General features: G+C 62.2%; 8 protein-coding genes. 7 read left to right on the top strand and 1 reads right to left on the bottom strand.

Annotation, left to right across the window (positions count from 1 at the left end):
- The first annotated feature begins 50 nt into the window (after positions 1 to 50).
- Both OB916_RS03675 and OB916_RS03670 read left to right on the top strand, forming a co-directional pair.
- Complete coding sequence (locus OB916_RS03675) at positions 51 to 788, top strand: ThuA domain-containing protein (RefSeq protein WP_315907929.1); 738 nt, start codon at positions 51 to 53, stop codon at positions 786 to 788.
- 76 nt (positions 789 to 864) lie between these two features.
- On the top strand, positions 865 to 2,910 hold the full coding sequence (locus OB916_RS03670) for a glycoside hydrolase family 15 protein (RefSeq protein WP_315907928.1): 2,046 nt from the start codon (positions 865 to 867) through the stop codon (positions 2,908 to 2,910).
- A gap of 175 nt (positions 2,911 to 3,085) precedes the next feature.
- Here the strand turns inward: OB916_RS03670 and OB916_RS03665 are convergent, their stop codons facing one another.
- Positions 3,086 to 4,297 carry an ABC transporter ATP-binding protein gene (locus OB916_RS03665; RefSeq protein ID WP_315907927.1) on the bottom strand — a complete coding sequence of 404 codons (1,212 nt, stop codon included), beginning with the start codon at positions 4,295 to 4,297 and terminating at the stop codon, positions 3,086 to 3,088.
- Positions 4,298 to 4,580: 283 nt separating this feature from the next.
- Here OB916_RS03665 and OB916_RS03660 point away from each other — a divergent pair, with 283 nt between their 5' ends.
- The 5 genes from OB916_RS03660 (at position 4,581) to gyrA (ending at position 12,614) form a co-directional block, all read left to right on the top strand.
- Positions 4,581 to 5,876 carry an extracellular solute-binding protein gene (locus OB916_RS03660; protein WP_315907926.1) on the top strand — a complete coding sequence of 432 codons (1,296 nt, stop codon included), beginning with the start codon at positions 4,581 to 4,583 and terminating at the stop codon, positions 5,874 to 5,876.
- 57 nt (positions 5,877 to 5,933) lie between these two features.
- Entirely contained in the window at positions 5,934 to 6,998 is a 1,065-nt protein-coding gene (locus tag OB916_RS03655; protein ID WP_315907925.1) for a carbohydrate ABC transporter permease, read from the top strand.
- On the top strand, positions 6,995 to 8,104 hold the full coding sequence (locus OB916_RS03650) for a sugar ABC transporter permease (protein ID WP_315907924.1): 1,110 nt from the start codon (positions 6,995 to 6,997) through the stop codon (positions 8,102 to 8,104). Before OB916_RS03655 ends, OB916_RS03650 begins: the two co-directional genes overlap by 4 nt.
- A gap of 116 nt (positions 8,105 to 8,220) precedes the next feature.
- Positions 8,221 to 10,131: a DNA topoisomerase (ATP-hydrolyzing) subunit B gene (gene gyrB, locus OB916_RS03645; RefSeq protein WP_315907923.1), complete on the top strand. Its 1,911-nt coding sequence runs from the start codon at positions 8,221 to 8,223 to the stop codon at positions 10,129 to 10,131.
- On the top strand, positions 10,128 to 12,614 hold the full coding sequence (gyrA, locus tag OB916_RS03640) for a DNA gyrase subunit A (protein WP_315907922.1): 2,487 nt from the start codon (positions 10,128 to 10,130) through the stop codon (positions 12,612 to 12,614). Before gyrB ends, gyrA begins: the two co-directional genes overlap by 4 nt.
- The last annotated feature ends 247 nt before the right edge of the window (positions 12,615 to 12,861 follow it).

The following is a 12,861-nucleotide window of genomic DNA, read 5'->3' as shown; positions in this document are numbered from 1 at the left end:
AATGTTGCTTGATCGGGGGGTTTAGCTATCCCCAAATCGAACGCCGAACCATGCCCTCGATCACAGTCTGGAACGAGTACATCCACGAGAAGGAAGACGATCGCGCCGCCGAACTCTACCCCGACGGCATCCACACCTACATCGCCGATATCCTCGCCGAGGCCGGCCACGACACCCACACTGCCACCCTGCAGGAACCAGAACACGGCCTCACCGAAGCAGTTCTCGAAGACACTGACGTCCTCTACTGGTGGGGCCACGTCGCCCACGACGAGGTCGACGACCAAGTTGCCGACCGCGTCGCCCGGCACGTCCGCGAGGGGATGGGGCTGGTCGTCCTGCACTCGGGCCACCACGCCAAACCCTTCCGGCGACTGCTGGGGATGGACGCCGACCTGACCTGGCGCGAGGCCGAGGAACGCGAGCGCCTGCACGTGATCGACCCCGGCCACCCCATCGCCAGCGGCCTGCCCGAGAGCTTCGTCGTGCCCGAGGCCGAAATGTACGGCGAACCGTTCACCGTCCCCGAGCCCGACCGGCTGGTGTTCGTCTCCTGGTTTGAGGGCGGCGAGGTCTTCCGCTCGGGCTGCTGCTACCGCCGCGGCAAAGGCCGGATCTTCTACTTCCGGCCCGGCCACGAGACCTATCCCGTCTACCACCAGGAGGAGATCCAGACCGTCCTGCGAAACGCCGCCGAGTGGGCCGCACCCATCGAGGGCAGCCCCTACCCGACTGAACCCCGCAACGTTCCCGACCCCGCCGAGGACATCGACGGCTACAACCAGTGAACGCGCTCGCAGCCGGGAACCGCTCGTCGCCGGTCGCAATGGTCAGGATTAATGTGTCCTGGGGGAAACACGATCTATGACGCTCCGTAGTGCACTCGACGATTACAAGCGCACTCGCAACGACGCCCGCGTGTTTCCGGGCGAACGTCGAACGACGACCGGCACGTTCTCTGGACTCGACGAGCGGCTCGTCTACGTCGATCGAGACGGCTGGCATCGCGATCACACCTATCCAGTCTCCGGGCTGTCGGGCGTGAATCGCTCGCGGTTCGGGATCGAACTGCTCGACGGAACGAGCTGGCTCGGCGATCTCGAAACAGTCGAGCAGGGCTACGTCGGCGATACCGCCCTTGTTCGTACCGTCCACGACGCTGGCGACTATACCGTCACCCAGCACGATCTGACCCTCGGCGCGGTGCATCTCACCCGGTTCGAACTCAAGGGGGAGTTGCCGACCGATCCGACGCTCCAGGCGTTTTTCGATCTGACGCCCGAACACCAGGAAACGCGGCTCGGCAAACTCGAACACGAGGACACGCTCGAGGTCCACCACCATCGTCAGGCCAATCTCGTCACCGCAACGACGGAGGTCGACGAGATCTACGGGCAGTTGCCCGAACAGTTCGACGAACTGCTGACCGATACCGAAACCGTGTCGTTCCCGCGTGAAAAGACCGGTGTGCAGAAGTACGAAGACGCGCTCCTGAACGGGACAGTCGTCATCGAGGTCCCCTTCGAGGTGGACCGTTCCGGCGCAGAGTCCGTCGCGACGACGACCGTCGCGTCGCTCCTTGCGGATCTCGACGACACTGGTCGGAAAGAGGCGGTTGCCGAGGTCACGGACACCGCAAGCGAACACGACACGGTCGCCACACTCCGGGACGCCGCCGAAGCGCAAGTGCCAGTCGCGGTCCCGGAGGACACGCCCCGGCGCGAGCTCGCCGTCGACGATCTGCGCGTGCTGTCGCTGCTCGCTGCCGAGACCGGCGCACACATCGCCGGCCCCGATCCCGATCCGTTCTACGCGTATACCGGCGGCTACGGCTACACGTGGTTCCGGGACGACTCCGAGATCGCCCGATACCTCCTCGAAACTGACGAGCGCCTCGACACCGGGCTCGAAGAGTGGTTCGCCGACAGTGCCGCCTTCTACATGGACACGCAACTCGATGACGGATCCTGGCCCCATCGCGTGTGGGCCCACGACGGTACGATCGCGCCCGGTTGGGCACACGCGCGGCTCGAATCCGGCGACGACATCGACTATCAGGCGGACCAGACCGGCAGCGTCGCGTCGTTCCTTTCGGCGTATCTCCGGCTCGGTACCCCGTCGGATCCGGACGCTATCGAATCGACACTCGAACTGGCGCTCGATGGGCTCGATTCGACGCTCGAAGCCGACGGGCTCCCGATCGAGTGTCAGAACGCCTGGGAGAACATGACCGGTCGGTTCGTCCACACGGCCGCGACGTTCCTCCAGGGATATGCGGCAATCGCGCGTGCGCCCGTCGAGGAATCGATTCGCGAACGCGCTCTCGAGGGTGCAAAGACAGTCTACGAAGGCCTCGACGAACTGTGGGTCGAAGACGAGGAGATATTCGCGCTCCGGATCGATCCCGACGGTGATCTCGATCCCCGACTCGATACGGGGTCGCTCGCGCTCGCCGAGGCACATCGCGAGTACGCCGCCGTCGCATCCATCAGCGATCGGCGGATCAACCAGCTGGCAGCCCACTTCGAGCACACACTCGAAGGGCTGTGGCGCGAAACCGACGCGATCGCCGGGCTGTATCGGTTCGAAGGCGACGAGTGGCGGCGGCGCATACAGGACGACGAAAAGATCTGGACGGTATCGACGGCCTGGGGCGCGAACGCGTGCACGCAGTTGGCGTCGCTGCTGGCCGATCGCGGTGACGCCCGAGCGGAGACGTTCTACACCGAAGCCCGGCGGCTCTTCGAGGAAATCGACGCCGATGGCTCGCTCGTGATGGACAACGGGTATCTCCCGGAACAGCTGTTCGACGATGGAACGCCGGACTGTGCGACGCCGCTGGGATGGCCACACGCGATCCGGCTCGCGACTGTCGCTCAGCTTGCGACGGCCGATCAACTCGACCAGTAGTCGTTCGCGTCCGCTATACGCCGGTTTTTGAGAGTTGGCCGACAGGCTGTACCCGAGGAAAGAGCGGTCGAGGCCAAAACAGCTGTTGGCTCACATCGGTGATCGTCCGGCTTCGAGACGAACTGTGTCTCGGAAAACGCGTCTGCTCGCGTGTTATCGGTCCGGGCCTGCCCGATCAGTCGTTCGCGACCGTACCCTCGTCGGCTCCGCTTTCGGCCTTCGCGACGCCGGCCATCTGACCCTGTTCGTACAGCACGGACTCGCCGGTCGCCGGATCGAACAGGTGGATGTCCTCGTCCGAGAACGTCACCTCGACCTGCTCGCCGGTCTCCGGCTCGAACGCCGAATCCGTACGGGCGATGAACTCGATCTCGTCTTTACCATCGAGGCCCGTGTCGAGCTCGCCACTGAGATCGAGATAGACGTAGTTGTCCGATCCGATCGGCTCGACGACTTCGACGACCGCCGAAACCGTATCCCGTTCGGACCCATCAGCCGGGAAGACGTCTTCCGGCCGAATTCCAAGGATGTACTCGCCACCGCTTTCGAGGACACCGAACTTGTCGACGACATCGGGCGTGAGGTGGTACCGGAAGTCTTCGTCGATGCCGGCGAGGACCAGTCCGCCGTCGCTTTGCTCGACGACCACGTCCACGAAGTTCATGCTCGGCGAACCGATGAACCCGCCGACGAATTCGTTTTTAGGGTTGTTGTACACTTCCTTCGGCGCGCCGACCTGCTGTTTGATCCCGTCGCGGAGAATCAGGATCCGGTCGCCCATGGTCATCGCCTCTTCCTGGTCGTGAGTCACGTAGATCGACGTGATGCCGAGTTCGTCCTGCAGGCGCTGGACCTCCGTCCGCATGGTCTTGCGGAGCTTGGCGTCGAGGTTGCTCAGCGGCTCGTCGAACAGGAACACTTCGGGCTCGCGCACGATCGCGCGTCCGAGTGCGACACGCTGTTTCTGTCCCCCGGAAAGCTCGTCCGGCTTGTCTTCCAGGAGGTTTTCGATCCCCATCATTTCCGCAGCCCACTGGACTTTCTCTCGGCGCTCTTCCTTGCTGAGATCGGTACTCATCCGGAGCCCGAACTCCATGTTCGCCTGGACGGTCTTGTGCGGGTACAGCGCGTAGTTCTGGAACACCATCGCGATGTCCCGGTTTTTCGCGTGCAGATCGGTCACGTCCTCGCTGCCGATGATGACTGAACCGCTGGTCGGCCGCTCCAGCCCGGCGACCATCCGGAGCGTCGTCGTCTTCCCACAGCCCGACGGGCCAACGACAGTGATGAACTCTCCGTCTTCGATCTCGATGTCCAGATCGTCGACCGCGACGATGGTGCCTCGATCGTACTCCTTTCGGAGGTTGCGCAGTTCGACGCTTGCCATTGGGTAAACCCAGTATAGTCAATGATATAATTCTTGCCCTCTCAGCCCGATCCTGGATAAAATATTTCAACAAACGTTTCGCATCCATTTTTGTTCGCCAATCTCTCATTCTCTATGAACAATCGTTCTCCCCTGTTCTACGCGGAAATACGGCTTACAGACGTGCGAAATGCCGGTCCCGTATTGTGTTGTGAACGAATGTTCGTAATACATAAATAGGTGAAGACGTAATTCCTCACTTGTTCACACAATGTCCTACGACCGTCGAACACTACTCAAGTACATGGCTGGCGCGTCGACCGCTGGCCTTCTCGCCGGGTGTGGCGAACAAGCGGACGGAAACGGTAACGGCAACGGTAACGGCAACGGTAACGGCAACAACACCGTTACCACGATCCAAGACACGAACTGTCCAGAGGGGTGCGACTGTTCGATCGTCGAGCCCGAGGCGACCTCGGGCACGTTCGAGCTCTGGCACAACCGCTCCCCGGCCGCGGCGGACCTCCTCGACACGACGAAAAACCGGTTCAACGCACGTGGTGGGCCGCAGGTCGAAGTCACGGAGATCCCGTCGAACTACGTGGACAAGCTCCGGAACGACCTCAACGCGAACCAGGGTCCCGACGCGTTCCAGTGGGCACACGACATCATCGGCGAGTTCGTCGGCAACGAGATGCTCCGGGACGTCTCCGACGATCTCCGCGTCGACGAATGCATGTTCACCGACCGTGCGTGGGAAGCAGTCAACTGGGACGGCGGCGTCTACGGGCTCCCGTTCGCCGCCGAAACGCCTGCGCTGATCTACAACCAGGACATCCTCGACGATCTGGGCGCGGAGCCGCCCGAAACCATCGAGGACATGAAGTCCATCATGGACGACTACGACGGACAGTACGGATTCGGGCAGCCGATCGACTCGTATCACGTCACGTGGGCTGCCCACATGTTCGGCTCGGTGCTGTACGACGGGGAAGAACTCGGTCTCGAGGACCCCGAATTCGCGGAGGGGCTTCGCGTTCTGTTCGAAGAACTGAAACCGTACATGCCCGCAGACGGTGCCTACGAGGCACAGACGGCGATCTTCGCCGACGGCGTCGCGCCGTTCATGCTTACCGGCCCCTGGGAGATCACGGGTATCATCGAAGGTGCCGACTTCAACGTCGGCGTGACGACGATTCCGGACAAAGGCGACGGTACCGCGCGCCCCTACATGGGAATCCAGGTGCTGTTCCTGAGCAACATGGCCGAGGAGGGCAGCGACACCGCACAGGCCACCCGCGAGTTCGCCGAGTGGTACGCCACCAGCGACGAACGCCAGCTCAACCTGGCGAACAACGCTGGCTACCTGCCGACGAAGAGCAACCTCTCCGGCAGTGACCAGCTCCCGCCGCTGGTCCGAGGGTTCACCAACCAGACCGAAGAGGCCGTCCTGATGCCGAAGAACCCGGACCTGGCCGAAGTCTGGGGTCCGTTCGAAGACGTCGTCTCGACGGCGTTCAGCCAGGGTCTCGACAGCGTCGACCTGGAGAGTGAGCTGGAGAGCGCCGCCCAAGACATCCGCCAGGCCTGGAACGAATAACGCTGCCGTCGCTCGCAACGCTTAATTACCAACTTTCGGCAAACACTGTACATACAAATGAGTACTTCCGATGTCGAACAGCGATTAAAGGAGAACGCCACCGTCAGTTCCGTCGCCGACACGTTGAGTGAGAACAAGTCGGCCGCGCTGGTGCTTCCGGGTTTTCTGCTCTGGGCAGCGTTCATGGTGCTGCCGATGTTCTACCTCGCCGCTCTCTCGCTCACCAACGCTGACCAGTCGAACCTGTTCAGGGGCGACGGGATGCTACTCGGGATTCTCCCGATCGGCGAGGCGAACTTCGTGGGACTGGAGAACTACGCAGACCTGCTGTTCACCACAGAAGCATTGAATCAGGGATTGCTGGACGCGTTCATGAGCAATCCGGTAGGAATATTCGAGTACGCCTTCTGGAACTCGATGCTGGTGACCTGGTTGTTCGTGATCGTCAGCGTCGCGGGGAAGGTCTTGCTCGGTGTCGGCCTCTCGATGGTTCTGACCGGGAACCGAGTCCGTGGCAAGCGCTTCCTCCGTGGGATCCTGATTATGCCGATGGGGATCCCGGTGATCTTCTCGATTACAGTCTGGCGATTCGTGTTCAGTGACGCCCGGTTCGGGATGTTGAACGACATCTTGCTTCGGGCCGGCCTGATCAACGAGGCGATCCCGTGGCTGCAGGAGCGATGGCTCGCGTTCGGGAGCTACGTCGTCACCGAGATGTGGCTGGCGTATCCGTTCATGATGCTGATCACTGTCAGCGCGTTGCAGAACGTCAACGGGGACCTCCTGGACGCAGCAAAAGTCGACGGGGCAAACTGGTTCCACCGATTCTGGCACGTGATCTTGCCGTCGATCAAGCGACCGGTCATGTTCGGGACGATCCTGACCTCGGCCGCGTCGTTCCAGCAGTTCCTGGTGCCGTGGATCTTCAACGAGGGCGGACCGGGGACCGATCCCGGACAGAACGCGCTGATCCTCGTCTACGCCTACCGGGAGGCGTTCCGGAACCCGTCCGACTACGCCCTCGGTGGCGCGATCAGCATCACCGCGCTGATCTTCATCGGGGCGTTCATGTACGTCGCCGTCAAGCGCGGCAACCTCGCAGAGGAGGCTGGTGAATCATGAGTGCAGGACAAGTCGCACAGCGAATCTACAGCGATATTCGACGCATCGTCGTTGCCCCGTACAAAGCCGTTCGAGAGATTCAGTATACGATCAACGGGCTTCGAGAAGGGAAGATACCGCCGAAGTTCGTCGCGTGGACGATCGTTTCGACGACGGCGGCGATGCTGATCGCGGCGCTGTTGATGTTCCCGATCTACTGGATCCTGATCACGGCGCTCGATCCGTCCGCGTCGTCCATTTACACGGCCGGCGGGGTGGAGATCATTCCCGACTCAGTGTCGATCAAGAACTTCATTTGGGTCATCGGGCCGATAACCACGCCCGAGGCGATCAATGTCAGCCTGCCGTTCGTTGGAGAGTTGTTCAGTATCCCGGTCCCCGACGCGATCGGCAACCGGTACATCATCAATCCCGGGGCCTTCGGCGTCGAGGAGTCCCGACAGTCCGGTCGGTTCATCGCGTACGCCAAAAACAGCATGTACGTCGCCTTCTGGACTGCCCTCATCGGGATGTCCGTTATCATCCCCGGCGCGTACGGGATGTCCCGGCGTGACTTCGTCGGCCGGAAGCGACTGCTGTACGTCTACGTCCTGCTGACGCAGGTCGCTGGCGGTCTCGGCATTGCGCTGCTGATCGCGCTGTATACCATCTTCAATATGATGGGATGGCTCGATCCCGGCGCAAACACCCGGTTCTGGCTAGCGGTCTACTACGCCGGCGGTGCCGTGCCGTTCAACACCTGGCTACTGAAGACCTACATGGACGGGATCCCAGTCTCCTACGAGGAGGCCGCTATCGTCGACGGAGCACCGTCGTGGCGACTCGTCTATGAAGTCATCATCCCGCTCTCGAAGGCCGGACTGGCGACCGTGTTCGTGTTCGTCTTCCTGGCTGGCTGGACCGAGTACATTGTCGCCCAGACGCTGCTCGACGCGGCCGATTACACGCTCCCGGTCGGTCTCTACGCCCTGATCGGGGAGTACAGCGTCGACTGGCCGAAGTTCGCCGCGTTCGCGCTGTCGTTCGCGACGCCGCTCATGCTGGTGTACTTCTTCATGCAGCGGTACATCGAGGCCGGCCTCTCCTTCGGCGGTATGGAAGGATAGCGCCACCTCTATTCTCGACGCTTTTTTCGAACGCCGAAATTACTCCGAATATTTCGAATAGTCTCGCGCGCGCACGTGGGACTTAAGGGACTGGCCGGCGTACGTGGAGTTACTTTATGAGTCAGGACAGCGAGTACGGGGCGGACTCGATCCAGGCCCTCGAAGGGCTGGAGGCAGTCCGCAAGCGCCCGGCGATGTACATCGGTTCGACCGGGTTGCGCGGATTGCACCACCTCGTCTACGAGGTCGTCGACAATTCGATCGACGAGGCCCTAGCGGGCCACTGCGAGTCGATCGACGTCACGATCCACGAAAACGGGTCAGTATCGGTCCGCGACGACGGACGGGGGATTCCGGTCGATACCCACCAGGAATACGACCGCCCGGCGCTGGAAGTCGTGATGACGGTCCTTCACGCCGGCGGCAAGTTCGACAATAAATCCTATCAGGTCTCCGGCGGACTCCACGGTGTCGGCGTCTCGGTCGTGAACGCATTGTCGTCCGAACTCGTCGTCGATGTCACCCGAAACGGCGGCGTCTACCGCGAACGCTTCGAACGAGGGGTCCCGCAGGGACTCGAACGGGTGCGCGATTCCGACTCGGACGAAGAGACAGGGACGGAAATCCGCTTCTGGCCCGACGAGGAGATCTTCGAAACCACGGCGTTCGAGTTCTCGACGCTCTCGAGTCGGCTTCGAGAGCTCGCCTTCCTGAACTCCGGGGTCGAGATCACGCTGACGGACGAGCGCGACGGGACGAGCGAGCGTTTCTATTACGAGGGCGGCATCCGGGAGTTCGTCGAGTATCTCAACGAGACGAAGGAGCCGCTCCACGCCGACGTCATCTACTTCGAAGACATCGAATCGAGTATTCACGTCGAAGTCGCGATGCAGGCGACAGACGAACTCCAGGGATCGATCCACGCCTTCGCGAACAACATCAACACCCGCGAGGGCGGGACGCACCTCACCGGGTTCAAGACCGCACTGACGCGGGTCGTCAACGACTACGCGACCAGCAACGACCTGCTCAAAGACCTCGACGATACGCTCAAGGGCGAAGACATCCGCGAGGGACTGACCGCGGTCATTTCAGTCAAACACCCGGACCCGCAATTCGAGGGACAGACGAAGACGAAACTGGGCAACAGCGAAGTTCGAGGGATCGTCGAGTCGGCCGTCCACGAGCATCTGGGCACCTACTTCGAGGAGAACCCGGATACTGCAGAGGCGATCGTCGGGAAGGCCGTCGAGGCAGCGAAGGCTCGCAAGGCAGCGAAAAAGGCAGAGGAGTTGACCCGTCGCAAGAGCGCGCTCGATTCGACGGCGTTGCCCGGAAAGCTGGCCGACTGTCAGACGAAAGATCCGGACGAGGCCGAGCTGTTCATCGCGGAGGGGGACAGCGCCGGTGGCAGCGCGAAGCAGGCGCGTGATCCCGAGTTCCAGGCCGTGTTGCCGATCCGCGGAAAGATCCTCAACGTCGAGAAGCACCGTCTCGACCGGATCCTCGAAAACGAGCAGATCCGGAACATCATCACCGCCCTGGGGACCGGCATCGGTGACGAGTTCGACATCGACGAGCTGCGTTACGGGAAGATCATCTTCGCCACTGACGCCGACGTCGACGGAGCCCACATCAGGACGCTCCTGTTGACGCTCTTCTATCGGCACATGCGACCGCTTCTGGAAGGCGGGCACGTCTATGCCGCCCGACCACCGCTGTACAGGATCCGGTATCGCGGCGAGACCTACGACGCGATGACAGACGCGGAGCGCGACGAGATCATCGAACAGAAGTGCGACGGCAACCCCTCGCAAGTCCAGCGGTTCAAGGGGCTGGGCGAGATGAACCCCCAGCAGCTCTGGGAGACGACGATGAACCCCGAGAATCGGTTCCTCAAGCAGATCACGATCGAGGACGCCGCGACCGCGGACAAGATGTTCTCGGTGCTGATGGGTGATGCCGTCGAACCGCGCAAGCAATTCATCAAGGAACATTCGCCCGAAGCGGAGTGGGTCGACATATGAGCTCAGATATCCCAGATGGACCGGACGTGAGCGCTGGCGCCGCGCGGCTCGAGCGCGTCCGGATCGAAGACGAGATGGAGCAGAGTTACATCGACTACGCGATGAGCGTCATCGCCGGCCGGGCGCTGCCGGACGTTCGAGACGGCCTCAAGCCCGTCCATCGGCGCATCCTCTATGCGATGTCGGAGCTTGGGGTCTCCTCGGGGTCGTCTCACCGAAAGTCTTCCTCGATCGTCGGCGAGACGATGGGTGATTACCACCCACACGGCGACAGTGCGATCTACGACACGCTCGTGCGGATGGCACAGGACTTCTCGATGCGCTATCCTCTGGTCGACGGGCAGGGGAACTTCGGATCGATGGACGGCGATCCGGCGGCCGCGATGCGCTATACTGAGGCGCGAATGGCCCCGATGGCCGAGGAGTTGCTGGCCGACCTGGAGAAAGACACTGTCGGCTTCCAGGCGAACTACGACGACCGCCTCGAAGAGCCGGAGGTCTTGCCTGCGGCGTTCCCGAACCTGCTGGTCAACGGCTCGTCGGGGATCGCCGTCGGAATGAGCACCAACATCCCGCCACACAACCTCGGCGAGGTGATCGACACGACCGTTCACCTCATCGACAACCCCGACGCCGACGTCGCGGAGCTGATGGAGTACGTCAAAGGTCCCGACTTCCCGACGGGGGCGAACATCGTCGGCAAGGACGCCATCTACTCGGCGTACGCCACTGGACGAGGGCGATTGACCGTCCGTGCGGAGTTCGAGGTCGAGGAGACCGACACTGGACGGGATCGGATCGTCGTCACCGAACTCCCCTACCAGGCGAACAAGGCGCGGATCGTCGAGCGGATCGCCGACGACGTCAACGAAGGGAAGATCGAAGGCGTCGCCGATCTCCGCGACGAGTCCGATCGCGACGGCGTCCGCGTCGTCATCGAGTGCAAGCGCGGTGCGAACGCCGAGGTCGTCAAAAACCAGCTGCTGGAGCACCATCTCGAATCGACCTTCGGCGTGATCAACCTCGCGCTGGTCGACGGCCAACCCAAGGTCCTGACGCTGAAAGAGACCCTACAACACTACATCCAGCACCGTCGAGAGGTCGTTCGCCGCCGCTCGGAGTTCGACCTCCAGGAAGCGCAGGATCGCGCTCACATTCTCGAAGGGCGGCTGACGGCCGTTCGCAACGCCGAAGACATCGTCGAACTCGTCCAGGAGGCCGAGGATCGTTCGGCCGCCAAGGAAGCGCTTGTGGAGCGGTACGACTTCTCCGAGGAGCAGGCCGAGCACGTCGTCCGGATGCAGATCGGGTCGCTGACCTCCGCCGAAGCCGGAGAGATTGAAGCCGAATACGAGGAGGTGCAGGCCGAAATCGAGCGCCTGGAGGCGATCCTCGGCAGCGATGAGAAACTGGACGAGGTGATCAAAGACGAACTGCGGGCGGTCAAAGACGAGTACGACGACGACCGCCGAACCGCGATCGTCGAAGACGTCGGGACGGTCACCCGCGAGGATCTCGTTCCGGAGGAAGACGTGGTCGTCGTCATGACTGCCGACGATTACATCAAGCGGATGCCCGCCGAGAACTTCGATCCCCAGCGTCGGGGCGGCAAGGGGATCATCGGCGGCGATCCGAAAGAAGGCGATCGCGTGACGACGATCTTCCGGGCCAACAGCCACGACTACCTGCTGTGCTTTACCAACCACGGCCAGGTCTACCGGCTGAAGACCTACGAGATTCCGGAGATGTCCCGGACTGCCCGCGGGAAATCCGCAGTCAATCTGCTGGATCTGAGCGACGGCGAGCAGATCACAGCGGTCGTCCCGACCGACGACATCGACCCAGACGAGTGTATCACGATGGCGACCCGCCAGGGGTACGTCAAGCGCACCGCGTGTTCGGAGTTCGAGAACATCCTCTCGACGGGGATCAGGGCGGCGAAGCTGGAAGACGGCGACGAACTCGTCGACGTCGAGGTGACGGACGGCACGCAGGATCTGGTCGTCGCGACAGAAGGCGGGATGACGATCCGATTCGACGAGAACGAGGTCCGGAAGATGGGTCGGTCCGCCCGCGGCGTCCGCGGGATCGACCTGCAGGACGGAGACGCCGTCGCCGGTCTCGTGGCGACAGACGACGATGACGGCCGTTCGCTGCTGACCGTCACGAAACGCGGCTACGGCAAGCGCACGCCGCTCAGCGAGTATCGCCGTCAGTCCCGCTACGGCAAGGGGCTGATCGACATCAAGACCGGCGACCGCAACGGCTCGGTCGTCGACGTGAAAGCCGTCACCGAGGACGACCACCTCGTCGTCATGAGCGAAGCCGGCCAGATCATGCGCTGTCCGGTCGCCGATATCTCGACGGTCGGCCGGAACACGATGGGTGTCGTGATCATGGACGTCGAGGACGACGATAGCGTAGCCTGCATGGACGTGATTCCGGCAAGGACGAGAAAAGAAGAAACCGACGCTGACGAGTAAGCCGACTCTCGGGACTTTTTCCCCACGTTTTTGCGCGAGTGACCAACGGGAACGAGCGGAAAAAGTGGTCACTGGACGTCGAGGACGACGATAGCGTAGCCTGCATGGACGTGATTCCGGCGGATTCGGAGTCTCTGACGACAGCGAGTGATACGGATTATTGTACCGATGTACCGCTCTGACCGCCCCATATCGGGCGGTCGATGCGGAACAGACGTACAGTAATCCGTATGAGTCTGACGTCCCC

This window comes from Halapricum hydrolyticum (genome assembly GCF_025517535.1).
Taxonomy (GTDB): domain Archaea; phylum Halobacteriota; class Halobacteria; order Halobacteriales; family Haloarculaceae; genus Halapricum; species Halapricum hydrolyticum.
The sequence above is the reverse complement of the archived record's forward strand: the minus strand, read 5'-3'. Positions and strand labels throughout refer to the sequence as shown.

Excerpts from the sequence above, each read along its gene's own strand:
- OB916_RS03675 (WP_315907929.1), top strand. The coding sequence starts at position 51 with ATGCCCTCGATCACAGTCTGGAACGAGTACATCCACGAGAAGGAAGAC.
- OB916_RS03670 (WP_315907928.1), top strand. The coding sequence starts at position 865 with ATGACGCTCCGTAGTGCACTCGACGATTACAAGCGCACTCGCAACGAC.
- OB916_RS03665 (WP_315907927.1), bottom strand. The coding sequence starts at position 4,297 with ATGGCAAGCGTCGAACTGCGCAACCTCCGAAAGGAGTACGATCGAGGC.
- OB916_RS03660 (WP_315907926.1), top strand. The coding sequence starts at position 4,581 with ATGGCTGGCGCGTCGACCGCTGGCCTTCTCGCCGGGTGTGGCGAACAA.
- OB916_RS03655 (WP_315907925.1), top strand. The coding sequence starts at position 5,934 with ATGAGTACTTCCGATGTCGAACAGCGATTAAAGGAGAACGCCACCGTC.
- OB916_RS03650 (WP_315907924.1), top strand. The coding sequence starts at position 6,995 with ATGAGTGCAGGACAAGTCGCACAGCGAATCTACAGCGATATTCGACGC.
- gyrB (WP_315907923.1), top strand. The coding sequence starts at position 8,221 with ATGAGTCAGGACAGCGAGTACGGGGCGGACTCGATCCAGGCCCTCGAA.
- gyrA (WP_315907922.1), top strand. The coding sequence starts at position 10,128 with ATGAGCTCAGATATCCCAGATGGACCGGACGTGAGCGCTGGCGCCGCG.